Source organism: Pseudomonas sp. S2_C11, assembly GCF_054668395.1.
The window spans coordinates 80,865-103,474 of sequence record NZ_CP162765.1; the positions used below are offsets into that span (position 1 = coordinate 80,865).

Here is a 22,610-nt window from a genome sequence, read left to right on the forward strand (position 1 = left end):
CGACAAACCGCGAAAGCTACTCCCGATGACCCGCGCGCCGGTGTACCGGCTCTCCCCTGTTTTGGATGGCCTGCGCTTAAGGATAGTTGGGAATTCGAGAGGTAAAGGCGAGATACGTAATTAGTTGTGGCAGACCGTTCGTCTGCCGCGCGCAGGCCCACGGCAGCCGGGGCCTGCGCTGCGCAAAAAAATTATTCGGCGGTGCCTTGCGCGGTTTCCGACGGATAAGTCGTACGCCACAGCTCAAAGCCGCCGTCCATGCTGTAAACGTCGGAGAAGCCTTGGCTGACCAGATAGGCGGCTGCGCCCTGGCTGGAATTGCCGTGGTAGCAGACCACGACGGTCGGTGCATCGAGGTCGGCGCCTTGAATGAAAGCGTGCAGGGAATGATTGTCGAGATGTTTGGAGCCGCTGATGTGCAGCGCGGCAAAGGTCGCCGGATCGCGTACGTCGACTACGACTGCGCCCTGTTCACGCAGGGCCTGCGCCTGTTCCGGGGGGATTCGTTTGAATTCGGTCATGACAAAGTACCTGTTGCTCTACTGAAGGCGCAGTCTAACGCGAGGCGTTGACGGGCGAATCGTTGGGGGTGAGTGGGGCGACTGATGGCGCAAGTCCGCCGTGCTCGTCGCATTTGCATGACAGGCGTTCGCCGCTGTCGACGTTCATAAGCGTCAGGCTGCCGCCCCATACGCATCCGGTGTCCAGCGCGGAAATGCCCGGCTCGTGGATATTGCCCTCGAGCGCCGCCCAGTGACCGAAGATGATGCGCAGGCCTTTGGTCTTGCGCTCCTTGTGCTGAAACCACGGCTTGTAGCCGGGTGGGGCGCTGTCGAGGCCTTCCTTGCTTTTGAGGTCGAGCTTGCCCTCAGCGGTGCAAAAGCGCATGCGCGTGAAGTAATTGGTGATCACCCGCAGACGATCAATGCCTTTGAGGTCGTTGTCCCATTTCGCCGGTTCATTGCCGTACATACCGTCAAGGTAGGCGGGGAATACGTTGTCGTCACGCAGGGCGGTCTCGACTTCGGCGGCGCACTTCAACGCACGGCGCAGCGACCATTGTGGCGGGATGCCAGCATGGACCATCGCAACATCGCGTGTTTCGTCGTAATGCATCAGCTTCTGCTGGCGCAGCCATTCCATCAATTGCGGGCCGTCGGGGGCCTCGATGATTTCGCGCAAGGTGTCACTTTTCTTCAAGCGCTCGATCTTTTTCGCGGCGGCCAGCAGATGCAAATCGTGATTGCCGAGGACACAGACCAGCGACTCGCGCATCTCGTAGAGAAAGCGCAGGGTTTCCAGCGACTGCGGGCCACGGTTGACCAGATCGCCGACCAGCCACAGCCGGTCAAGCGCCGGGTCGAAGGCAACTTGCCTGAGCAGGCACTTGAGTGGTTCGAGGCAGCCTTGCAGGTCACCGACGGCATACGTCGTCATCAGTGCAGGGCTCCGGGCACGGCGAGGCGAAACGGCTCAATGATTGCATCGAAATGTTTGCCGTCGTCGGCGAGCATTTGATAAGTGCCCTGCATGGTGCCGACCTTGGTGGTCATCACTGTGCCGCTGGTGTAGACATGGCTCTTGCCTACATCGATCGACGGTTGCTGGCCGACGACGCCTTCACCGCGCACGTGTTCGACATGGCCGTCACCATCGGTGATCACCCAGTGCCGGGACAGAAGCTTGGCCGCAACCTCGCCGTTGTTCTGTACGGTGATGGTGTAGGCGAAGGCGAAACGGTCGTGTTCGGGTTGCGATTGGTCTGGCAGATAGCGGGTGACGACGCTGACATCGACCTGATAACGGGAATCGGACATGCAAGAAGGCCTTAACGAAGCGGAACGCGGGGCGTAGCTGATGGGGAATCAGTCTAGGCAAGTATCGGGCAGTAAACCAGAGTGGTGTGCTGCCCGATAGCGTTCATCGCGAGTCAGTCGGCGGCAGGAGTGGCCGGGACCTGTATCGCGAGCTGGTCGGCCAGGCGCACGAATGCAGCCAGATCCAGTTGCTCGGGACGCAGGCTGCCATCGACGCCGGCGGCTTCGATCTCGGCATTGCTGAGTAATTGCTTGAGGGTATTGCGCAAGGTTTTGCGGCGCTGATTGAAGGCTTCGCGCACCACGCGCTCCAGCAGCTTGTGATCCTTGGCCGGGTGCGGCAGAACCGCGTGGGGCACCAGACGAACGATTGCCGAGTCGACTTTCGGCGGTGGATTGAATGCGCCCGGGCCGACGTTGAACAGATGTTCTACACGGCAGTGATACTGAACCATGATCGACAGACGACCCCAATCACCGCCACCCGGGCCTGCGGCCAGGCGCTCGACCACTTCTTTCTGCAACATGAAGTGCATGTCGCGAATGATGCCGGCGTTGTTCAGCAGGTGAAAAATCAGCGGCGTGGAGATGTTGTACGGCAGGTTGCCAACCACCCGCAGGCTGTTCGGCGCGGCGTTCAGCGTATTGAAGTCGAACTTCAGCGCATCGCCCTGATGCAGGTTGAAATTACTCATGCCGGCAAACTGCTGGTTGAGGATCGGGATCAGATCCTTGTCCAGCTCCACTACGTCGAGTTGCGCGCCGGAGCCGAGCAGGCCCTGGGTCAGGGCGCCCTGACCGGGGCCGATTTCCAGCAGGCGATCGTCAGCCTTGGCGTGGATGGAGCGCAGAATGCGGTCGATAACGCCGGCATCGTGGAGGAAGTTCTGACCAAAGCGTTTGCGCGCCTTGTGTTGGTATTGCTCGTTCATAAACGGGTCTCGGCCATCTGGTAGGCGGTTTCCAGGGCGACTTGCAGGCTGCCGGTGTCGATCCTGCCGCTGCCGGCCAGATCCAGGGCGGTGCCATGGTCGACCGAGGTGCGGATGATCGGCAGGCCCAGCGTCACGTTGACGGCAGCGCCGAAGCCTTTGTACTTGAGCACGGGCAAGCCCTGGTCGTGGTACATCGCCAGCACTGCGTCGCAGTGCTCCAGATATTTGGGGGTAAACAGAGTGTCGGCAGGCAGCGGGCCACGAAGGTCCATGCCCTCGCCGCGCAGGCGCTCTAATGTCGGTTCGATGATGTCGATTTCTTCATGGCCCAGGTGGCCGCCTTCACCGGCATGCGGGTTGAGACCGCAGACCAGGATGCGTGGCCGGGCGATGCCGAATTTGTCTTGCAGGTCGGCGTGCAGGATTCGCGTGACTCTTTCCAGCCGTTCCGGGGTGATCGCGTCGGCAATCTCGCGCAGAGGCAGATGCGTGGTGACCAGCGCCACGCGCAAACCGCGAGTGGCCAGCATCATCACTACTTGCGCGGTGTGCGTCAGGTCGGCGAGAAATTCAGTGTGTCCAGAGAACGCGATGCCCGACTCGTTGATCACACCTTTGTGCACCGGCGCGGTGATCATCCCTGCGAAATCGCCGTTCAGGCAGCCGTTGCCGGCGCGGGTCAGGGTTTCGAGGACGAATGCAGCGTTGGCCTTGTCCAGTTGCCCGGCGATTACCGGTGCGCTGAGCGGCGTGTCCCAGACGTACAGGCTGTTGGCCGGTGCTGGAACATCTGGCCACTGCCCCGGCGCGACATCCAGCAGACTGACGGCCAGCCCCAGCTGCGCGGCCCGCTCAAGGAGCAGGTCGCGGCTGGTGATGGCAATCAGGGGATGTGGCTGGGCTTGCGAGGCGAGCAGCAGGCACAGGTCGGGACCGATGCCGGCCGGTTCGCCGGGTGTCAGCGCGAAACGCTTGGGTTTCACTGCGCTGCCTGGTCTGCACCAGGGAGTTTGATCTCTACGTATGCTTCGTCACGGATCTGACGCAGCCAGGTTTGCAGCTCTTCATCGTATTTGCGGTTACGCAGTACAGTCATTGCTTGCTGCTCACGGGCCTGTTCGGTGCCGTCAGTGGCGCGACGGCCAAGGACTTCCAGCACGTGCCAGCCGTATTGGGTCTGGAATGGCTTGGACAGCTGACCTTGTGGGGTCGAAGCCATCACTTCGCGGAATTCCGGTACCAGCACGTTCGGGTCGATCCAGTTCAGGTCGCCGCCGTTGAGGGCGGAACCCGGATCTTCCGAGTAGTTTTTCGCCAGCTCGGCAAAGTCTTCGCCGGCGGTGATGCGGTCATACAACGATTGCACCAGTGCCTTGGTCTTGGCTTCGTCGCGGATCGGGCTCGGCTTGACCAGGATGTGGCGGACATGCACTTCGTCGCGCATCTGCGCTTCGCCGCCACGTTTGCCCAGCAGCTTCAGAATGATGAAGCCGCCCGGCGTGCGCGCAGGCTGAGTGATGTCGCCAACCGCCATGCTGCTCAGCTCACGATCGAACGGAGGTGGCAGTTGTGCGGCTTTACGCCAGCCCATCTCGCCGCCTTCCAGCGCGTTGTCGCTACCGGATTTGGCCACGGCCATCTGACCGAAGTCGGCGCCTTGCTTGAGCTGCTGGTATACATCCATCGCCTGACGATAAGCGCTCTGAATGGCTTCAGAGTTGGCGCTTTCCGGGGTCGGAATCAGGATGTTGGCCAAGTGCAGTTCTTCGGACAGCTGCATCTTACCGAGGTCGGAGGCGAGGAAGTTCTTCACTTCCTGCTCGGACACCTGGATACGCTCCGCCACACGACGCTGACGCACACGGCTGATGATCATTTCGCGCTTGATCTGATCACGGGCGTCGTCATAGTTCAGGCCGTCACGAGCCAGTGCAGCACGAAACTGATCGACACTCATGTTGTTGCGCTGAGCAATGGTGCCGACAGCCTGGTTCAACTCTTCGTCAGTGATGCGGATGCCCGAGCGTTCGCCGATCTGCAGTTGCAGGTTTTCGACGATCAGACGCTCGAGCACTTGCTGATCGAGCACACCCGGAGGCGGCAGACCGCCACCGCGCTTGGCGATGGTCTGCTGAACTTCGTGAACGCGTTGGTCCAGTTGGCTCTGCATGACCACGTCGTTATCGACGATCGCCACCACTTTATCGATGGACTGTACGGCGGCGTTGGCCGCCGTACCCAGGAACAGCGCGCCCAGCAGCACCGGGCGCAGACAATCAGAAAGCTTGGTCTTCACGTTCACGATAACCTTGAATGCCTTTGTCGAGGAAGCTCTCTACCTTGGCGCCAGTCAGGCCGCCGAGTCCCTTCAGAACAATTTGGAGGAAGATGCCATGGTCGCCTTTTTCGTTTTCCGGGGCGTTCTGACTGTTTTCGTCATAGGCGACCCAGTAACGGTTGATCAGGCGCAGTTTCCAGCAGCAGTTGTCGTATTCGAAACCACCGAAGGCTTCCAGCGTGCGATTGCGGTTGTAGTCGTACTGCCAGCGGCTGATGGCGTTCCACTGCGGAACGATCGGCCAGATGACCGAGAAGTCATGCTGCTGGATCTTGTAGTAGTCCTTCACGTAGCCAGGTTGACCCGGGGTGCCGTAGTCACCGCCGCCCACAGTCCAGCGACCGGTGTTCTGGTCGTAACGAACCTGGTCGTTACGATAGCGGTAACCGACGTTGACCACCTTGTTCGGGTTGTCTTCCGGCTGGTAGTGGAACATCGCGCTGCCAGAGCGCGGGCTGCGGCTGTCCGGGTCCCAGTTGTAGTCGGCAGTGGTGCGCCAATCGCGGTTCCAGCGGTATTCGTATTCCAGCGCGTATGGCGAAACGTCGGATTTCGCGTCGTCACGATCGTTGAAAGCGATACCCGGCAGTTGGACCTTGCGATCCTTGAAGTACAGAGCCTGGCCAACGCTGATGCGCTGACGCTCGAAACCGTTGTCTTCGATCCAGCGACTGGTCACGCCCAGAGACAGCTTGTTCTCGTCACCGACACGGTCGGAGCCGGTAAAGCGGTTGTCACGGAAAAGCGACGAGTAGTTGAACGTCGTTTCGCTGGTGTCGAATACCGGAATGTCTTCCTGATCTTTCTCAGGTACATAGAGATAGAAGAGACGTGGTTCTAGGGTCTGGCGATAATTCTTGCCGAAATAGGAGGTATTGCGGTCGAAGTACAGTCCACTATCTACGCTGGCTATAGGGACGCCGCGGTTCTGGTTGCGACTGTAGTCTTCACCAGCCAGTAGCGTGCTTTTGCCTTGCTGGTCGAGATCAAGCTGATACTGCGTGTACTGATACTTCAACGATGGTTTGAGGAAACCATACGTCCAATTCATCGGCAGGCTGACGCCCGGCTTCAGATTCAGGCGATCGCCGTTAGCGCGGGCCAGACCGCTGATGTTTGTGTCGAGACGACGCTCGGCAATGCCATCTTCATTGATGAAGTCACCATCACGTAGATCGCGATCGAAACGAACCAGCTCGGTCTCGTAATCGAAATTCAGACCTTCCGGATGGTACGGCAGCTGACCATTGAAGGTGATCTGCGGCAGACGACCATACGGTGTGATGTTGGAAACGGTAGCCAGCTGATATTGCTGAGCATTCAGGCGTGCGGTGTAGTTGTCGCCACGGTAGCTGACCGCACCCTGCTGATTGACGAAATCATCGCTCTTCACACCAATCTGATCGGTCTGCAGATCCTGGAAGTAATACGGATCGCTGATCTTGGTGTAGTCAACTTCTGTGAGCACACGGGAATCGAGACCGCCCTTGTGCTGCCAGTTGTACATATAGCGAGTGTCCTTGTAGTCGGACTGAAGCTTGCGATCGTCGTTCTCATCGTTGAGATACGCCGCACCGAACTGCCCTTCACTCGACTTGGTCAGGTAGCGGAACTCACCCTCCACCAGCATGCCGCGCTTGCTCATGTAACGCGGGTACAACGTGGCGTCATAGTTCGGCGCCAAGTTGAAGTAGTACGGCGTGACCAGCATGAAGCCGGTGTCGCTGCCCGAGCCGATGGTCGGCGGGAGGAAACCTGACTGGCGACGGTCGTCGATCGGGAAGTAGATGTACGGGGTGTACAGAATCGGGATGTCTTTGACGCGCAACGTCACGTTGGTCGCGGTACCGAAACCGGTGGCCGGGTTCAGGGTGATGTTGTTGCCCTTGAGCTGCCAGGCGTTGCTGTTCGGTTCGCACGTGGTGTACGTGCCGTCCTTCAAGCGGATGATCGCGTTTTCGGCACGCTTGGCATACAGCGCGTTACCGCGGATGCGCGATTTGTGCATCACGTATTCGGCGTTGTCGACCTTGGCTTCACCGGTGTCGAGCTGCACATCGGCGTGGTCGCCGACGATCAGCGCGCCGTTGTCACGGATGCGCACGTTGCCGGCCAGTTCGCCACGGCTCTCGGCCTGATACAGATTGGCCTCGTCGGCTTCGACCTGCATGCTGCCCTGACGCATGATCACGTCACCGGCGAGGCTGGCGACTTGTGTGTCCTGCTCGTAACGCGACGCTTTGGCACCGATGAAGGTCGGCGCGTCACTTTTATTCGTCTTGTCATTCATGCCAGGACGAATCGGTTCGATATAGGAACCAGAGCAGTAAGGACCGGTCTCGGCCAATTGCGCAGCGGTGAGCTTCTCGCGCGGAACCCAGTCGAGGTGACTGTAGTCTTCGCTACGGGATTTCAGGCCGCGGCCCTTGGACTCGGTGACCAGTGCGGTTTTCGCGCCAGTGTCGGCGTCGGAACCCTTGTCGGCCGCAGGCTCGCCGGCAGCGCTGACGGCACTGCCGTCATGCACCGGACGCGGCGGCAATGCCGCGGCGGGCGACTTGGGCGCACAGTCCCAGCCACCCGTAGCCGAGACGGAGCAGTCATACTGCTCGGCGGCAACAACGAATTGACTGGCCAGAGGTTGCATAGCCAGCAGACTGCCGGTTACCAACAATGGAAATTTTTTACGAAACGCGGGGGATTTCAATGCCATCTTATTAGTCCGGGCTTCCTGCGTGCCATCTGCCCGCGGTGTGGGCCGCACGCCTCTCGATGGTCTGAAAAAGATGCTGGATAATAAAGCATGACCCGCTTGACGGCTAGCGCCGTCGGAGACCCTTGCAATGCCTGACCAAGATGTACGCTTGCAACACCTGAAAGTTTGGCTCGATGAGCAGTTGGCAAAGTTGTTTGCCGAGCAGGGCTGGGGCACCGTGCCCCCGGCCACGTTGACCGCGGCCAGCAGCGACGCGAGTTTCCGCCGCTACTTCCGCTGGGAGGGCGATGGTCGCAGCTTCGTCGTGATGGACGCGCCGCCACCCCAGGAAAACTGCAAACCGTTCGTGGATATCGCTTTTTTGCTGGCGAAATCCGGAATTAATGTGCCGAAAATTTACGCCGAAGACCTCGAACGCGGTTTTCTTTTGCTCAATGACCTGGGCAACAAGACCTATCTCGACGTCATCGATGGCGAAAATGCCGACGCGTTATTCCACGATGCCCTGCAAGCGCTGTTGGCTTTTCAACAGTTGCCGATGGTTGCGCCGTTGCCCAGTTACGACGTCGCCTTGTTGCGTCGTGAGCTTGAGTTGTTCCCCGAGTGGTACGTCAAGCATGAGCTGGGCGTCGAGTTCGATGCGGCCCAGCAGCAACAGTGGCAGCACATCAGCGAGCTCTTGATCGACAGCGCGCTGGCGCAGCCGAAAGTGCTGGTGCACCGCGACTACATGCCGCGCAACCTGATGCTCAGCGAGCCGAACCCTGGCGTGCTGGACTTCCAGGACGCGGTGTACGGCCCGGTGACCTACGACGTGACTTGCCTGTTCAAGGACGCTTTCCTCAGCTGGCCGGAAGAACGTGTACGCGGCTGGCTGGAAAGTTATTGGCAGCAAGCCTCGGCACTGGACATTCCGGTGCAAGCTGATTTCGAAGACTTCCTGCGCGCCAGCGACTTGATGGGCGTGCAACGTCACCTGAAAGTCATCGGCATCTTCGCGCGTATCTGCCATCGCGATGGCAAGCCGCGTTATCTGGCCGATGTGCCGCGCTTCTTCTCTTATATAGAAGCAGTGATCGCCCGCCGTCCTGAACTGGCGGAGCTGCAAGCGCTGTTCAGCAGCTTGCGTGCTGGAGCGACGGCATGAAGGCAATGATTCTGGCGGCGGGCAAAGGCGAGCGTATGCGCCCGCTGACCCTGACCACGCCGAAACCGCTGGTGCAGGCCGCTGGCGTGCCGCTGATCGAGTATCACCTGCACGCCCTCGCGGCTGCAGGCTTCAACGAAATCGTCATTAACCACGCCTGGCTCGGTCAGCAGATAGAGGATCATCTGGGTGACGGTTCGCGTTTCGGCCTGAGTATCCAGTACTCGCCGGAAGGCGAGCCGCTGGAAACCGGTGGCGGGATTTTCCGTGCGCTGCCGTTACTTGGTGACGATGCGTTTCTGGTGGTCAACGGCGACATCTGGACCGATTACGACTTCAGCGTGCTGCACCAGCCGATCAATGGCCTGGCGCATCTGGTGCTGGCGGACAATCCGGCGCATCACCCGAAAGGCGACTTCACTCTCATCGACGGCAAAGTGCAGGACGGCGAGCCTGATGCGCAGACGCTGACCTACAGCGGTATCGCCGTGCTGCATCCGCAGTTGTTCGATGGTTGCAGCGATGGCGCGTTCAAGCTCGCGCCGCTGCTACGCAACGCCATGGCCAAAGGTGAAGTGACGGGCGAGCGGCTGAAGGGGCATTGGGTGGATGTCGGTACCCACGAGCGTCTGGCCGAAGCCGAAGCCTTGATAGAAGCGAGTCGCTGAGATGCTGTGGCCAGGGACTCTGATTGGAGCCGGAGTGGGGTACGCGATTGCCAGCATTCCGGGGGCCATGCTTGGGGCGTTGTTGGGGCAGGCGCTGGATCGGCGCCTGCACTTGCAGAGCTGGGGGCACTTACGCGAAAAGCTCGGTGGCCGGCCGATGCTGCGCAACGATGAATTGCTGTTCGTGTTGCTCGGGCGTCTGGCCAAGAGCGACGGACGCGTCACTGACGGGCATATCCAGCAGGCGCGCAATGAAATGCGCGCATTGGAAATGAGCGAACCGGCGACTCGACGGGCGATTGCCGCGTTCAATCGCGGCAAGTCCGGCAGCGACAATCTGCGCGGCTATCTGCGTCGTCTGAGTTCTCAACCGCACGCGGCCGAAGGTGTGTTGCGCGCCTGTTGGCGAATGGTTTGGGCTGATGGTCGCGCCGGGGTCAGCGAACGCGAGTTGCTGGCGCAGTGGGGCAAGTGGCTCGGCTGGACGTCGCAGCAGGTGCAAGCGCTGGCCAGCGATTACGAGCCGGGCAAGCGGCCGATCGTCAGTGCGGCAGTGAGCTATCAGGAGGCGATGAAGCTGCTTGGGGTGTCGGCGAGCAGTGAGCCGGCACAGATCAAGCGCGCTTACCGGCGATTGCTCAGTCGCCATCACCCGGACAAAATCGCCGGCAGCGGCGCGACCCCGGCGCAGGTGCGTGACGCGACCGAGCGTACGCGGGAACTGCATAGCGCCTATACGCTGATTCGCGAGCGACGGGATTTTCGCTGACCCTTGAAGATCAAAAGATCGCAGCCTTCGGCAGCTCCTACCTTTGGAATGCATTTTTCCGGTAGGAGCTGCCGAAGGCTGCGATCTTTTGCTTTTATCAGTCCGTATTTTGTGGATTCAACCAGCCCCGCACCCGCCGAAACAACTGTTCCTGCTCAGCCTTCTTGTCCGGCAACACCTTCAGCGCCACCTGGCTGAACGCCGAGGTCTTCAGGCGCTTGCTCGCCTGCATGCGCTCCAGCGCCGCGTTGCGATCCAGCGCTCTGTCCATATAGAAAATATCCACCGTCGGCAGCTTCAGCGTCGGCGTCAGTTCGGCGAGTGGCGGCAGGGCTTTGGTCGGGACTTGCGCATCGACCATCACCAGTTTCTCCACCTGAGGCGTTTGTCTCTCACTGAGAAAACGCGCCGCCCAGTAGGCGCCGGTGCCGTGACCGAGCACGACAATGCTGCGCGCGCTCTGCTGTTCGGCGTAGGCAATCACTGCGTCGATGCGTCCGAAAATGCGCTCGGCGTCGGCTTTGGTTTGTTCTTCGCTGGTCTCGGCCACTACCTGTTCGGCAACTTCCGCTTCACCGCCAGCGGCCTGTTCGATCGGTTGTGCGGTGGTGGCGTCTTTGCTCGTGGTTTCCGGGGCTTTCGGCGCGGCGGCCGGTTCGATTACGCGCGGAGCAATGGCGTCGCTTTGCAGATCCGGCAGGGTGATACTCAGGCTGCTCCACTCGGCATCCGGCAATTTGCCTCGCAACGGGCCAACTGCCTGCGGCCAGTCAGCGGTTTCGCCGGCACCGGGAACGATGATCACCGCGCCTTTGGGCTCGGCGCTGTTGGCCGGTTTCCACAGGGCGAGGAAAGTGTCGCTGCCAGCCTGCAGTTGTTGCTGCTCTTGCGCCGGCAGTTTACGTTGCAGTGCGGCGGCCTCTTCCTGACTACGCTCAAGCAGTGGCTGGCGCTCGGCCGGTTTTTCCTCGGCGGGTTTATCCGTGGCGGCGGGCGCCGGGTCGGCGGCTTCGACGGAAAACGCACAAGGCAGGATCAGCGACAGGCACAATGCTGGCAGTGCCAGGCGGTAGACAGAGGGCATCGGTTATTCCAGGCCAGAAAAGTATCCCGGCAGCCTAATGGGTTGGTCAGAATTTGTCAGTGTATGAGACTTCAATGAAGCGATTTTGCTGCCTGTGGGTTATCGGCTGTTTGTGGTTTCCCTTGATGGGCTGGGCGGCGCCTGCGCCGCCGGGCCATGCCGCGCAATTGTCGCCAGAGCAGCAGCAATGGCTGGCGCAGCACAACGAATTGCGCGTCGGCCTGGTCTTGCAGGCGCCTTACGCGACCTACGATCGGCGCCTGCAGCGATTGTCCGGGGCCAATGTCGAGTTGATGAAGCTGCTCGCCAGAACCTTGGGCGTGGAGCTGAGCTGGCGCAACTTCCAGGATCTCGGGGCGCTGGAAAACGCTTTGCGCGAGGGCGAGATCGACATCGCTCCGGGCCTCAGCCAGACCCCGAGCGCGCTGCGCCTCTGGCAGTTTTCCGACCCGTACATGCGCGTGCCGCAACTGGTGGTCAGCGATCAGAAAAGCAGCGGCGCGGTCGATCTGGAAAAGCTCGACAGCCAGACCCGCGTCGCCGTGCGTATGCCGAGCAGCACCGCCGATTATCTGCGCAGCAATTATCCGCACTTGAATTTGCAAGGTGTGCCGTTGGAGCGTCAGGCCTTGCAGCTGCTGTTGAGTCAGCAAGCCTCCTACGCGGTGGTCGACGAAGCGCAGTTGGGGCGTCTGTCGGTGGAGCCGGAGTTTGCCGAACTGGTGGTGGTCGGCGATATCGGCCTGCCGCAGTTGCTGCGCGTGGCCTCGCGGCGCGATTGGCCGGAACTGGCCGGCATCGTCCAGAGCGCCTTGCGCGCAATACCGGCCAAGGATCTGGAACAACTGCACAACCAATGGCTGCAGCCGAAGTACCCACGGCTGACCGAATCGCCGGGGTTCTGGCAGAACCTCAGCCTGTTGTTCGCGGTGATGCTGCTCAGTTGCGCGGTGATCGTGGTGTGGCAGCGGCGCCAACAACACAGCCTCGAACAACGCCTGCTCAGCGCCCGCGAAGACATTGCGTTGCGCGCGGCCAGTGAAGAGGCGCTGCGGCTGACGCAGTTTTCCATCGATCAAAGCACCGTCGGCATCCTCTGGGTCAATTGGGACAGCCATGTGCGCTACGCCAACCGCGCAGCGGAAAACATGCTCGGCTATCCCTCGGGCGGGCTGATCGAACGGCCACTGATCGATTTCGAGCCCGGCCTGCACATGGATCGCTGGCTCAATCTGTGGAAGCGTGCGCGGGCCAGTGAAGAAGGGCCGCTGAGCTTCGAAACCAGCTGCCTGCGTGCCGATGGCAGCGTGCTGCCGGCCGACGTGTCTTTGAGTTTTCTGCGTTTTCGCGACAGTGAATATCTGGTGGTCTACCTCACCGACGTCACCGACCGCCGCCGCGCGCTCGCCGCTTTGCAGGAAAGCGAGGCGCGCCTGCAAGGCATCGCCGCCAACGTTCCGGGTCTGGTGTTCAGGCTGGAGCGGGCACCGGTCACCGGGCAGATCGACTTTGCCTACATCAGCGAAGGCAGCGAAAGTCTGGTCGGTTATGCGCCGGCAGCCATCGCTCATCGCGACATGGGCTTGCGCAGCCTGGTGCACCCCGATGACAGGGCCAGTTATCACCGTACCCAGGATCAGGCGCTGGACACTGACAGCGACTGGTCGTGGCAGGGCCGCATCGTCACGCGCCAGGGTGAGCAGCGCTGGGCCGAGATCAAGGCAATCACCCGCCAGTTGGAGGACGGAGCCTATGTGTGGGACGGCATTGTCTGGGACATCAGCGAAAGCAAACGCATCGAGCTGGAACTGGCGGCCTCGCGCGAGCAACTGCGCGAACTGTCGGCGCACCTGGAAAGCGTGCGCGAAGAAGAGAAGGCGCGCATCGCCCGGGAAGTTCATGATGAGCTGGGACAGATGCTCACCGTGCTGAAACTGGAGACATCGATGTGCGAATTGGCCTACGCGCAACTCGATCCCGGTCTGAACGAGCGGCTCAACAGCATGAAGCGCCTGATCGCACAGTTATTTCAGCTGGTGCGCGATGTGGCGACCGCGTTGCGTCCGCCGATTCTGGATGCCGGGATTGCCTCGGCCATCGAGTGGCAGGCGCGGCGGTTCGAGGCGCGCACGCAGATTCCGTGTCTGGTGCAGGTGCCGGACAACCTGCCGGCGCTCAGCGATGCCAAGGCGGTGGGGCTGTTCCGGATTTTGCAGGAGGCGCTGACCAACGTGATGCGCCATGCTCAGGCGCACACGGTGGAGCTGACGCTGGTGCTTGCGGGCGATGAATTGTGTCTGACCGTCAGCGATGATGGCGTAGGATTTGTCGCCGCCGAGGGTCGGCCGACCTCGTTTGGTCTGGTCGGCATGCGTGAGCGGGTGCTGATCATGGGCGGGCGGCTGGAGCTGGTGAGTGAGCCGGGGGAGGGCACCAGTCTTCAAGTGTGGGTGCCGGTAAGTGAGGTCTGAAGTTTTGTATTGTGAGTGCTGACACCTTCGCGAGCAGGCTCGCTCCCACAGGGACTGGTGTGTACCTGAAATCTGGAGAACAACGTGATCCGTGTATTGGTAGCTGAAGACCACACCATCGTCCGCGAGGGCATCAAGCAATTGATCGGCTTGGCCAAGGATCTGCAAGTGGTGGGGGAGGCGAGCAATGGCGAGCAACTGCTCGAAACCCTGCGCAGCGTACCTTGCGAGGTGGTGCTGCTGGACATCTCCATGCCCGGGGTCAATGGCCTGGAAGCGATCCCGCGCATTCGGGCGCTGAACAATCCGCCAGCAATTCTGGTGCTGTCGATGCACGACGAAGCGCAAATGGCCGCGCGCGCGTTGAAGGTCGGCGCGGCCGGGTATGCGACCAAGGACAGCGATCCGGCGCTGCTGCTCACGGCGATCCGCAAAGTCGCAGCGGGCGGGCGTTACATTGACCCGGAACTGGCCGACCGCATGGTCTTCGAAGTCGGCCTGACCGATACCCGCCCGCTGCATTCGCTGTTGTCAGAACGCGAATTCTCAGTGTTCGAGCGCCTCGCTCAGGGCGCGAACGTCAACGAAATCGCCCAGCAACTGGCCTTGAGCAGCAAGACCATCAGCACGCACAAGGCGCGGCTGATGCAGAAGCTCAACATCACCTCGCTGGCGGAGCTGGTGAAATATGCGATGGAGCACAAACTCCTTTGACCGTCACCGCCCTCATGTGGGAGCGAGCCTGCTCGCGAAGGCGGCGTAACAGTCAGCCATTCAGTTTGATGACCCACCGCATTCGCGAGCAGGCTCGCTCCCACAGGTTCGGAGTTGGCATATCCATTAGCGACAGACGCTTTTGCCTTTACTAGCGGCTTGCAGCTTGCCCCTTGCCGCTGCGTTTGCCCAAACGCGCCATCCTTGTAGGGCAATCCCTACCCCCAACCTTCCATTGCGCTTAAGCGATTCTCTCCTGCACCCCGATTTGCGTGGCCGCCGCCAGCCACTAGGCTTGATGAACAAGCAGTCATCAACAACAAAGGTGTGGGTATGAGCCAGGTCGATACAAGCGCAGGGACCAGTGATGTGCTGGTCAGCTTTCGTGGTGTGCAGAAGAGCTACGACGGCGAGAACCTGATCGTCAAAGACCTCAACCTGGACATTCGCAAGGGCGAATTTCTTACCCTGCTCGGGCCGTCCGGTTCCGGCAAGACCACCAGCCTGATGATGCTCGCCGGTTTCGAAACGCCGACCGCCGGTGAAATCCTTCTGTCCGGGCGTTCGATCAACAACGTACCGCCGCACAAGCGCGATATCGGCATGGTGTTCCAGAACTACGCGTTGTTCCCGCACATGACTGTCGCGGAAAACCTTGCTTTCCCGTTGACCGTGCGCGGCTTGAACAAAAGCGATGTCAGCGAGCGGGTGAAGAAAGTCCTCAGCATGGTTCAGCTCGATGCGTTCGCTTCGCGCTATCCGGCGCAGTTGTCCGGCGGTCAGCAGCAGCGTGTGGCACTGGCCCGCGCGTTGGTGTTCGAGCCGCAACTGGTGTTGATGGACGAACCGCTGGGCGCCCTCGACAAACAACTGCGTGAACACATGCAGATGGAGATCAAGCACCTGCACCAGCGCCTCGGCGTGACCGTGGTCTACGTGACCCACGACCAGGGCGAAGCACTGACCATGTCCGACCGCGTCGCGGTGTTCCATCAAGGCGAGATCCAGCAGATCGCGCCACCGCGCACGCTTTACGAAGAACCGAAAAACACCTTCGTCGCCAACTTCATTGGCGAGAACAACCGCCTCAACGGCCGCCTGCTCAGCCAGAGTGGCGAGCGCTGCGTGGTCGAGTTGGGGCGTGGCGAAAAGGTCGAGGCACTGGCAGTCAACGTTGGCCAGACCGGCGAGCCGGTGACCCTGTCGATCCGTCCGGAGCGCGTCAGCCTCAACGGTTCGAGCGATCAATGCGTCAACCGCTTCTCAGGGAGGGTGGCGGAATTCATCTATCTGGGCGACCACGTCCGGGTGCGCCTGGAAGTCTGCGGCAAGACCGACTTCTTCGTGAAACAACCGATTGCCGAGCTCGATCCTGCGCTCAGCGTCGGCGACGTGGTACCGCTTGGCTGGCAGATCGAGCACGTTCGTGCGCTCGATCCGCTTTTAGAGGCGCACTAAGCGCCCCGGCAATACCAACACCAACCCTGCACGTGGAGAGAACAATAAATGTTGAGATCCCTGAAGTTCACCGCCCTGACTCTGGGCCTGATGGGTGCGACCGGCGCAATGGCCGCCGGCCCGGACTTGACCGTGGTGTCGTTTGGCGGGGCGAACAAGGCGGCGCAAGTCAAAGCCTTCTATGCACCCTGGGAAGCGGCGGGCAACGGCAAGATCGTCGCTGGCGAATACAACGGCGAGATGGCCAAGGTCAAAGCCATGGTCGACACCAAGAGCGTGTCGTGGGATCTGGTCGAAGTTGAATCGCCAGAGCTGTCCCGGGGTTGCGACGAAGACATGTTCGAGCAACTCGACCCGGCACTGTTCGGCAAGACCGAAGACTACGTCAAGGGCGCCATTCAGCCGTGCGGCGTAGGTTTCTTCGTCTGGTCGACCGTACTGGCGTACAACGCCGACAAATTGAAAACCGCACCGACCAGTTGGGCGGATTTCTGGGACACCAAGAAATTCCCGGGCAAGCGCGGCCTGCGCAAAGGCGCCAAATACACCCTCGAATTCGCGCTGATGGCCGATGGTGTGGCGCCGAAAGACGTCTACAAAGAGCTGGCAAGCAAGGGCGGCCAGGATCGCGCCTTCAAGAAACTCGATGAGCTCAAGCCAAGCATTCAGTGGTGGGAAGCCGGCGCACAACCGCCGCAATACCTTGCTTCCGGTGACGTGGTGATGAGCTCGGCGTACAACGGTCGCATTGCGGCGGTGCAGAAAGAATCCAACCTGAAAGTGGTGTGGAACGGCGGCATCTACGACTTCGACGCCTGGGCCATCCCGAAAGGTCTGGATGCCAAACGCGCGGAAGCGGCGAAGAAATTCATCGCCTTCTCGGTGCAGCCGCAGCAGCAAAAGACCTACTCGGAAAACATCGCCTACGGCCCGGCCAACACCCAAGCCGTGCCGCTGCTGGCCAAGGATGTCCTGAAAGACATGCCGACCACCCCGGAAAACATCGCCAACCAAGTGCAGATCGACGTCAGCTTCTGGGCTGACAACGGCGAGCAACTGGAACAGCGCTTCAATTCCTGGGCGGCGAAATAACCACTTATTTACCTGTATGGAGATGGCAAGGGGGCTTTTGTGGTGAGGGGATTTATCCCCGTCGGGTTGCGAAGCAGCCCCAAAGCCATACCCGCTCGGTGGGTCAGATAAACCGCATTCTCAGGTTTTACGACTGCTGTGCAGCCGAACGGGGATAAATCCCCTCGCCACCAGGCTCGCTCCCACAGGTAGCAGTGTTTCAACGCAACAGAGGTGGTTCGCCACCTCTGTAACGATCAAAGATTTGCGGAGTACGTCATGGCCATCGCCGTTCCCCTGAACGAGGGCAACAGCCCCACCTTGAAGCAGAAGCTCAAGCACGCCGAGCGGGTCAACCGCTGGAAGGCCCAGGCACTGATTGCGCCGCTGGTGCTGTTTCTGCTGCTGGTGTTTCTGGTGCCGATCGTGGCGCTGCTCTATAAAAGCGTCGGCAACCCGGAAGTGGTTGGCGGCATGCCGCGCACTGTCACTGCCATCGCGAGTTGGGACGGCCGTGGTCTGCCGGCCGAGCCGGTGTACAAGGCGGCCAGCGAAGACCTCGCCGAAGCCCGCAAAAACCAGACGCTGGGCGATCTGTCCAAGCGCTTGAACATGGAGTTGGCCGGCTACCGCAGCCTGCTGACCAAAACCGCCCGCGCGCTGCCGTTCGCCAGCGAACCGGCCTCCTACAAAGAAGCGCTGGAAGCGCTCGACGAACGCTGGGGCGACCCGGCCTACTGGCAAGCGGTGAAACGCAACACCAGCAGCATCACTCCGTATTACCTGCTGGCGGCGGTCGATCACCGTATCGATGACCTTGGCGAACTGGCCCCGGCCACCCCGGATCAGGCGATCTACCTCGACATCTTCGCCCGCACGTTCTGGATGGGCCTGGTCATCACCGTGATCTGCCTGCTGCTCGCCTATCCATTGGCCTACCTGCTGGCGAACCTGCCTTCGCGGCAGAGCAACCTGCTGATGATCCTGGTGCTGCTGCCGTTCTGGACCTCGATTCTGGTGCGGGTCGCCGCGTGGATCGTGCTGCTGCAATCCGGCGGCCTGATCAACAGTGCGCTGCTGGCCATGGGCATCATCGATAAACCGCTGGAACTGGTGTTCAACCGCACCGGCGTGTACATCTCGATGGTGCACATTCTGCTGCCGTTCATGATTCTGCCGATCTACAGCGTGATGAAAGGCATCTCGCCGACCTACATGCGCGCGGCGATTTCCCTTGGCTGTCATCCGTTCGCCAGTTTCTGGCGGGTTTACTTCCCACAGACCTATGCCGGCGTTGGCGCCGGCTGCCTGCTGGTGTTCATCCTCGCGATTGGCTACTACATCACCCCGGCGCTGCTCGGCAGCCCGAACGACCAAATGGTCAGCTACTTCGTCGCTTTCTACACCAACACCAGCATCAACTGGGGCATGGCCACCGCGCTCGGCGGCTTGCTGTTGCTGGCGACCGTGGTGCTTTATCTGATCTACAGCTGGCTGGTCGGCGCCAGTCGCCTGCGCCTGAGCTAAGGGGAATTTGCGATGCTGAGTCCTTACATGTCGCCCATTGAACGGGTGTGGTTCTACAGCCTGCGGATCCTCTGCGGCCTGATTCTGTTGTTTCTGATCCTGCCGGTGCTGGTGATCATTCCGTTGTCGTTCAACTCGGGGAGTTTTCTGGTCTATCCGCTGCAGGGTTTCTCGCTGCAGTGGTACCACGACTTCTTCGCCTCGGCGGAATGGATGCGTGCACTGAAGAACAGCATCATCGTCGCCCCGGCGGCGACGGTGCTGGCGATGATCTTCGGCACGCTGGCGGCGATCGGCCTGACCCGTGGCGACTTCCCTGGCAAGTCACTGGTGATGGCGCTGGTGATTTCGCCGATGGTGGTGCCGGTGGTGATCATTGGCGTGGCCAGCTATCTGTTCTTCGCGCCACTGGGGCTGGGTAACAGCTTCTTCTCGCTGATCGTCGTGCATGCGGTATTGGGTGTGCCGTTTGTGATCATCACCGTGTCGGCGACTTTGCAGGGCTTTAATCACAATCTGGTGCGTGCGGCGGCGAGTCTGGGTGCTTCACCCCTGACGGCGTTCCGCCGGGTGACCTTGCCGCTGATTGCGCCGGGAGTGATTTCCGGGGCGCTGTTTGCCTTTGCGACTTCTTTCGATGAAGTGGTGGTGACGCTGTTTCTCGCCGGGCCTGAGCAGGCGACATTGCCTCGGCAGATGTTCAGCGGGATTCGCGAAAACCTCAGCCCGACGATTGCGGCTGCTGCGACGTTGCTGATTGCCTTCTCGGTGATTCTGCTGCTGACCCTGGAATGGCTGCGCGGGCGTAGCGAGAAACTGCGTACTGCGCAAGTCTGAGATCAAGGTCAAAAGCCACCCCTCACCCCAGCCCTCTCCCCAAGGGGGCGAGGGGGAAGGGAGCAGATCTTCGTGGCTTTCGCGGCCGGAGTTCGACTCGGTAATTCAGGTCGATGTATTTCGAGAGTACAACCCGGTCAGTCCCCTCTCCCCTCCGGGAGAGGGTTAGGGTGAGGGGCTCTTGATCTTCCTATCCGATCAACCATTCACACCCTGAATAGCAGACAACCCCAAATCCCCAGCTAATCTTGTGCCCGGCTCCCATATCTATAAGAGGCTGCGCACCATGAGTCTGTCCCAGTTCAAAATCGCTCATAAACTGATCACCGGCGCCGCAGCCATCGAACAACTGGCCGCCGAACTCACCCGTCTGGACATCGATAACCCGCTGATCGTCACCGACGCCGCGCTGGTCAAGTCCGGTACTGTCGAGCTGGCGCTGGTGCAACTCGGCGGACGCGAATACGAGATTTTCGACCGTGTACTGCCCGATCCGGAAATCGCCATCGTCGAAGACTGCATGCGCGCCTATCGCGAAGGCGGCCATGACGGTTTGATCGGCCTCGGGGGCGGCAGCGCCATCGATATTGCCAAAAGTGTCGCCGCCTACGCCGGATATCACGGCGCGCTGGAAGATCTGTTCGGCGTCGATCAGGTGCCGCGCAAAGGCCCGCCGCTGATCGCCATCCCGACCACCGCTGGCACCGGCTCTGAAGTCACCAACGTAGCGATCCTGTCGGACAAGGTCGCGCAGTTGAAGAAAGGCATCGTCAGCGACTATCTGCTACCGGATGTGGCGCTGGTCAGTCCGCAAATGACCCTGACCTGTCCGCGCAGTGTCACCGCCGCCAGTGGTGTCGATGCACTGGTGCACGCTATCGAATCCTATTTGTCGGTGAACGCCTCGCCGATCACCGACTCCCTCGCCATTGGCGCAATCAAGTTGATCGCCAGCGCCTTGCCCAAGGCCTACGCCAACGGCGCCAACCTGCAAGCCCGCGAAGACATGGCCACCGCCAGCCTCATGGCCGGCATGGCGTTCGGTAACGCCGGGGTCGGTGCGGTGCATGCGTTGGCGTATCCGCTGGGCGGGCGCTTCAACATTGCCCACGGTGTCAGCAACGCCTTGCTGCTGCCCTATGTGATGACCTGGAACAAAATGGCCTGTGTCGAACGCATGCAGGATATTGCCGAAGCCATGGGCGTGAAGACCGCGCATCTGAGCGCCAGCGAAGCCGCGGACAAAGCCGTGCAGGCCATGACCGACCTGTGCGCGGCAGTGCAAATCCCTGCGGGGCTGCGCAGTTTCGGCGTGCCGGAGGAAGCAATTCCGGCGATGGCCGTGGAGGCCGCCGGCATCGAGCGCTTGATGCGCAACAACCCGCGCAAACTCAGCGCCGGCGACATCGAGAAGATCTACCGCGCGGCTTACTGAGACGCGGACGCTGAGGGCTCATGGCACAACCCAATCATCGCGGTCCCGGTGCGCGCGTGGAAACTTGAGGTATACAATGCGCGCCATCGTGATTTAGCTCAGCACAGGTGCGTCATGCAGCCCTTCGTAATTGCTCCGTCGATCCTCTCCGCCGACTTCGCCCGCCTCGGCGAGGAAGTGGACAACGTTCTCGCCGCCGGCGCCGACTTCGTCCACTTCGATGTCATGGACAACCACTACGTGCCCAACCTGACGATCGGCCCGATGGTCTGCGCGGCGCTGCGCAAGTACGGCGTGACCGCGCCGATCGACGCGCACCTGATGGTCAGCCCGGTGGACCGCATCGTCGGCGACTTCATCGAAGCCGGCGCGACTTACATCACCTTCCACCCGGAAGCCACTTTGCACGTCGATCGCTCGCTGCAACTGATCCGCGAAGGTGGTTGCAAATCCGGTCTGGTGTTCAACCCGGCGACCCCGCTGGACGTGCTCAAGTACGTGATCGACAAGGTCGACATGGTCCTGCTGATGAGCGTCAACCCGGGCTTCGGCGGGCAGAAATTCATTCCCGGCACCCTCGACAAACTGCGCGAAGCGCGGGCGATCATCGACGCCTCGGGCCGCGACATCCGTCTGGAAATCGACGGCGGCGTCAACGTCAACAACATCCGCGAAATTGCCGCTGCTGGCGCCGATACCTTCGTCGCCGGCTCGGCCATTTTCAACGCGCCGAACTATCAGGAAGTCATCGACAAGATGCGTTCCGAACTGGCGCTGGCGCGCCCATGAGCGGTTTTGAGCAGCTGTTCCCGGGGCAGTTGCCACGGTTGGTGATGTTCGATCTGGATGGCACGCTGATCGATTCGGTTCCCGACCTGGCAGCGGCGGTGGACACCATGCTGCTCTCCCTCGGCCGTCCGCCGGCAGGTATCGAAGCGGTGCGCGAATGGGTCGGCAATGGCGCGCCGGTGCTGGTGCGTCGGGCCTTGGCGGGTGGCATCGATCACTCGGCAGTGGACGACGCTGAAGCCGAGCGCGCACTGGAGATTTTCATGGAGGCGTACGGCGCCAGCCATGAACTGACCGTGGTCTATCCCGGTGTGCGCGACACGCTCAAGTGGCTGCACAAACAAGGCGTGGCCATGGCGTTGATCACCAACAAGCCGGAGCGCTTCGTCGCGCCGCTGCTCGATCAGATGAAAATCGGCCGCTACTTCAAGTGGATCATCGGCGGCGATACCCTGCCGCAGAAGAAGCCTGACCCGGCGGCGCTGTTTTTCGTGATGAAAATGGCCAACATTCCGGCCTCGCAATCGTTGTTCGTCGGCGACTCGCGCAGTGATGTGCAGGCGGCGAAAGCAGCGGGGGTCAAGTGTGTGGCGCTGAGTTACGGCTACAACCATGGCCGGCCGATTGCCGAGGAGTCCCCGGCACTGGTGATCGACGATTTGCGCAAACTAATTCCCGGTTGCCTGGATCTGGCCGGTGGGATAACGTTGCCCGACGCTGTTCAACCCCCTTCTGGAAACGCCATCGTGGTGGTCACCCGCAAACTCTGGATGAAAGTCATCAAGGCCCTGGCCCGCTGGCGTTGGCGCGCCTGACTGATTCTGGCCGGCCCTG

20 protein-coding genes are annotated in these 22,610 nt (G+C 60.9%); 12 read left to right on the forward strand and 8 right to left on the reverse strand.

All coding sequences use genetic code 11. From position 1 onward, the window contains the following. Positions 1 to 191: 191 nt before the first annotated feature. From glpE to AB4N48_RS00380, 7 genes are all read right to left on the reverse strand, one after another. Complete coding sequence (glpE, locus tag AB4N48_RS00350) at positions 192 to 521, reverse strand: thiosulfate sulfurtransferase GlpE (protein ID WP_095181409.1); 330 nt, start codon at positions 519 to 521, stop codon at positions 192 to 194. A 34-nt stretch (positions 522 to 555) separates the two neighbouring features. Next, complete coding sequence (locus AB4N48_RS00355) at positions 556 to 1,437, reverse strand: symmetrical bis(5'-nucleosyl)-tetraphosphatase (protein WP_460094612.1); 882 nt, start codon at positions 1,435 to 1,437, stop codon at positions 556 to 558. After that, positions 1,437 to 1,817 carry a Co2+/Mg2+ efflux protein ApaG gene (gene apaG, locus AB4N48_RS00360; protein ID WP_041476700.1) on the reverse strand — a complete coding sequence of 127 codons (381 nt, stop codon included), beginning with the start codon at positions 1,815 to 1,817 and terminating at the stop codon, positions 1,437 to 1,439. The genes AB4N48_RS00355 and apaG overlap by 1 nt, the downstream gene beginning before the upstream one ends. 113 nt (positions 1,818 to 1,930) lie before the next feature. Then, a complete protein-coding gene (gene rsmA, locus AB4N48_RS00365; protein WP_130887897.1) occupies positions 1,931 to 2,749 on the reverse strand; it encodes a 16S rRNA (adenine(1518)-N(6)/adenine(1519)-N(6))-dimethyltransferase RsmA in 819 nt (272 codons plus the stop codon). Further along, on the reverse strand, positions 2,746 to 3,735 hold the full coding sequence (gene pdxA / locus AB4N48_RS00370; protein ID WP_016772897.1) for a 4-hydroxythreonine-4-phosphate dehydrogenase PdxA: 990 nt from the start codon (positions 3,733 to 3,735) through the stop codon (positions 2,746 to 2,748). Before pdxA ends, rsmA begins: the two co-directional genes overlap by 4 nt. Further along, complete coding sequence (surA, locus tag AB4N48_RS00375) at positions 3,732 to 5,054, reverse strand: peptidylprolyl isomerase SurA (RefSeq protein WP_177434216.1); 1,323 nt, start codon at positions 5,052 to 5,054, stop codon at positions 3,732 to 3,734. The genes pdxA and surA overlap by 4 nt, the downstream gene beginning before the upstream one ends. Beyond that, positions 5,029 to 7,803: an LPS-assembly protein LptD gene (locus AB4N48_RS00380; protein ID WP_150636794.1), complete on the reverse strand. Its 2,775-nt coding sequence runs from the start codon at positions 7,801 to 7,803 to the stop codon at positions 5,029 to 5,031. Before AB4N48_RS00380 ends, surA begins: the two co-directional genes overlap by 26 nt. A gap of 130 nt (positions 7,804 to 7,933) precedes the next feature. Between AB4N48_RS00380 and AB4N48_RS00385 the strand changes: the two genes are divergently transcribed. Genes AB4N48_RS00385 through AB4N48_RS00395 form a run of 3 tightly spaced genes read left to right on the forward strand, consistent with a single transcriptional unit; the run spans position 7,934 to position 10,390 of the window. Then, on the forward strand, positions 7,934 to 8,953 hold the full coding sequence (locus AB4N48_RS00385) for an aminoglycoside phosphotransferase family protein (RefSeq protein WP_095181413.1): 1,020 nt from the start codon (positions 7,934 to 7,936) through the stop codon (positions 8,951 to 8,953). Continuing rightward, positions 8,950 to 9,621, forward strand: coding sequence for an N-acetylmuramate alpha-1-phosphate uridylyltransferase MurU (gene murU, locus AB4N48_RS00390; RefSeq protein WP_056786684.1), 672 nt, complete (start codon positions 8,950 to 8,952; stop codon positions 9,619 to 9,621). The genes AB4N48_RS00385 and murU overlap by 4 nt, the downstream gene beginning before the upstream one ends. Before the next feature lies 1 nt (position 9,622). Further along, complete coding sequence (locus AB4N48_RS00395) at positions 9,623 to 10,390, forward strand: TerB family tellurite resistance protein (protein ID WP_041476693.1); 768 nt, start codon at positions 9,623 to 9,625, stop codon at positions 10,388 to 10,390. Between the two features lie 97 nt (positions 10,391 to 10,487). Here AB4N48_RS00395 and AB4N48_RS00400 read toward each other — a convergent pair whose 3' ends face one another. Beyond that, positions 10,488 to 11,474, reverse strand: a complete 987-nt coding sequence (locus AB4N48_RS00400; RefSeq protein WP_460094615.1) for an alpha/beta hydrolase family protein — start codon at positions 11,472 to 11,474, stop codon at positions 10,488 to 10,490. Between the two features lie 74 nt (positions 11,475 to 11,548). Between AB4N48_RS00400 and AB4N48_RS00405 the strand changes: the two genes are divergently transcribed. From AB4N48_RS00405 to AB4N48_RS00445, 9 genes are all read left to right on the forward strand, one after another. Next, positions 11,549 to 13,945 (forward strand): PAS domain-containing sensor histidine kinase, encoded by a 2,397-nt coding sequence (locus AB4N48_RS00405; RefSeq protein ID WP_252868384.1) that lies wholly within the window; start codon positions 11,549 to 11,551, stop codon positions 13,943 to 13,945. Positions 13,946 to 14,029: 84 nt separating this feature from the next. Next, entirely contained in the window at positions 14,030 to 14,659 is a 630-nt protein-coding gene (locus AB4N48_RS00410) for a response regulator (protein WP_041476690.1), read from the forward strand. Positions 14,660 to 14,992: 333 nt separating this feature from the next. Further along, a complete protein-coding gene (locus AB4N48_RS00415; protein ID WP_252868383.1) occupies positions 14,993 to 16,117 on the forward strand; it encodes an ABC transporter ATP-binding protein in 1,125 nt (374 codons plus the stop codon). 48 nt (positions 16,118 to 16,165) lie between these two features. Further along, the gene (locus AB4N48_RS00420) at positions 16,166 to 17,209 is read left to right on the forward strand and encodes an ABC transporter substrate-binding protein (protein ID WP_016772907.1); all 1,044 of its coding nucleotides are present in this window, start codon (positions 16,166 to 16,168) and stop codon (positions 17,207 to 17,209) included. 258 nt (positions 17,210 to 17,467) lie between these two features. Next, positions 17,468 to 18,715: an ABC transporter permease gene (locus AB4N48_RS00425; RefSeq protein WP_076564337.1), complete on the forward strand. Its 1,248-nt coding sequence runs from the start codon at positions 17,468 to 17,470 to the stop codon at positions 18,713 to 18,715. Between the two features lie 12 nt (positions 18,716 to 18,727). After that, positions 18,728 to 19,552 (forward strand): ABC transporter permease, encoded by an 825-nt coding sequence (locus tag AB4N48_RS00430; RefSeq protein WP_016772909.1) that lies wholly within the window; start codon positions 18,728 to 18,730, stop codon positions 19,550 to 19,552. A gap of 286 nt (positions 19,553 to 19,838) precedes the next feature. Next, on the forward strand, positions 19,839 to 20,987 hold the full coding sequence (locus AB4N48_RS00435; RefSeq protein WP_460094617.1) for an iron-containing alcohol dehydrogenase: 1,149 nt from the start codon (positions 19,839 to 19,841) through the stop codon (positions 20,985 to 20,987). A gap of 114 nt (positions 20,988 to 21,101) precedes the next feature. Beyond that, a complete protein-coding gene (gene rpe / locus AB4N48_RS00440) occupies positions 21,102 to 21,776 on the forward strand; it encodes a ribulose-phosphate 3-epimerase (protein WP_007918813.1) in 675 nt (224 codons plus the stop codon). Then, positions 21,773 to 22,591, forward strand: coding sequence for a phosphoglycolate phosphatase (locus AB4N48_RS00445; RefSeq protein WP_041476686.1), 819 nt, complete (start codon positions 21,773 to 21,775; stop codon positions 22,589 to 22,591). The genes rpe and AB4N48_RS00445 overlap by 4 nt, the downstream gene beginning before the upstream one ends. Positions 22,592 to 22,610: the final 19 nt, after the last annotated feature.

What these genes read in the sequence shown, in the direction of transcription:
- glpE (WP_095181409.1), bottom strand. Translation starts at nt 521, where the DNA reads ATGACCGAATTCAAACGAATCCCCCCGGAACAGGCGCAGGCCCTGCGT.
- AB4N48_RS00355 (WP_460094612.1), bottom strand. Translation starts at nt 1,437, where the DNA reads ATGACGACGTATGCCGTCGGTGACCTGCAAGGCTGCCTCGAACCACTC.
- apaG (WP_041476700.1), bottom strand. Translation starts at nt 1,817, where the DNA reads ATGTCCGATTCCCGTTATCAGGTCGATGTCAGCGTCGTCACCCGCTAT.
- rsmA (WP_130887897.1), bottom strand. Translation starts at nt 2,749, where the DNA reads ATGAACGAGCAATACCAACACAAGGCGCGCAAACGCTTTGGTCAGAAC.
- AB4N48_RS00380 (WP_150636794.1), bottom strand. Translation starts at nt 7,803, where the DNA reads ATGGCATTGAAATCCCCCGCGTTTCGTAAAAAATTTCCATTGTTGGTA.
- AB4N48_RS00385 (WP_095181413.1), top strand. Translation starts at nt 7,934, where the DNA reads ATGCCTGACCAAGATGTACGCTTGCAACACCTGAAAGTTTGGCTCGAT.
- murU (WP_056786684.1), top strand. Translation starts at nt 8,950, where the DNA reads ATGAAGGCAATGATTCTGGCGGCGGGCAAAGGCGAGCGTATGCGCCCG.
- AB4N48_RS00395 (WP_041476693.1), top strand. Translation starts at nt 9,623, where the DNA reads ATGCTGTGGCCAGGGACTCTGATTGGAGCCGGAGTGGGGTACGCGATT.
- AB4N48_RS00400 (WP_460094615.1), bottom strand. Translation starts at nt 11,474, where the DNA reads ATGCCCTCTGTCTACCGCCTGGCACTGCCAGCATTGTGCCTGTCGCTG.
- AB4N48_RS00405 (WP_252868384.1), top strand. Translation starts at nt 11,549, where the DNA reads ATGAAGCGATTTTGCTGCCTGTGGGTTATCGGCTGTTTGTGGTTTCCC.
- AB4N48_RS00415 (WP_252868383.1), top strand. Translation starts at nt 14,993, where the DNA reads ATGAGCCAGGTCGATACAAGCGCAGGGACCAGTGATGTGCTGGTCAGC.
- AB4N48_RS00420 (WP_016772907.1), top strand. Translation starts at nt 16,166, where the DNA reads ATGTTGAGATCCCTGAAGTTCACCGCCCTGACTCTGGGCCTGATGGGT.
- AB4N48_RS00425 (WP_076564337.1), top strand. Translation starts at nt 17,468, where the DNA reads ATGGCCATCGCCGTTCCCCTGAACGAGGGCAACAGCCCCACCTTGAAG.
- AB4N48_RS00430 (WP_016772909.1), top strand. Translation starts at nt 18,728, where the DNA reads ATGCTGAGTCCTTACATGTCGCCCATTGAACGGGTGTGGTTCTACAGC.
- AB4N48_RS00435 (WP_460094617.1), top strand. Translation starts at nt 19,839, where the DNA reads ATGAGTCTGTCCCAGTTCAAAATCGCTCATAAACTGATCACCGGCGCC.
- rpe (WP_007918813.1), top strand. Translation starts at nt 21,102, where the DNA reads ATGCAGCCCTTCGTAATTGCTCCGTCGATCCTCTCCGCCGACTTCGCC.
- AB4N48_RS00445 (WP_041476686.1), top strand. Translation starts at nt 21,773, where the DNA reads ATGAGCGGTTTTGAGCAGCTGTTCCCGGGGCAGTTGCCACGGTTGGTG.